The organism is Janthinobacterium sp. BHSEK, assembly GCF_056174685.1.
Genome location: NZ_JBWBYV010000154.1, coordinates 1 through 500 on the forward strand (window position 1 = coordinate 1; position 500 = coordinate 500).

Genomic DNA, 500 nt, shown 5'->3' on the forward strand with positions numbered 1-500 from the left:
CCCTTTCACCCTCATGGAGTAAACCAATCAAGCTACCGGGGCGTACCTTTTCCCGAAGTTACGGTACCAATTTGCCGAGTTCCTTCTCCCGAGTTCTCTCAAGCGCCTTAGAATACTCATCTCGCCCACCTGTGTCGGTTTGCGGTACGGTCTCGTATGACTGAAGCTTAGAGGCTTTTCTTGGAACCACTTCCGATTGCTTCGTGAATAAATTCACTCGTCCCATCCCCTTGAATTCCGTACCCGGATTTGCCTAAGTACCTTCTATGAGACAGAAACTGACTATTCCAACAGTCAGACAACCTTCCGCGATCCGTCCCCCCATCGCATCATACGACGGTGCAGGAATATTAACCTGCTTCCCATCAGCTACGCATCTCTGCCTCGCCTTAGGGGCCGACTCACCCTGCTCCGATGAACGTTGAACAGGAAACCTTGGGCTTACGGCGTGGAGGCTTTTCACCCCCATTATCGCTACTCATGTCAGCATTCGCACTTCT

At 51.6% G+C, this 500-nt stretch carries 1 rRNA gene; it reads right to left on the reverse strand.

Going from position 1 to position 500, the window contains the following annotated elements:
• Nucleotides 1-500 (reverse strand): 23S ribosomal RNA (locus tag AC0V2Y_RS27800); the annotation flags it as partial.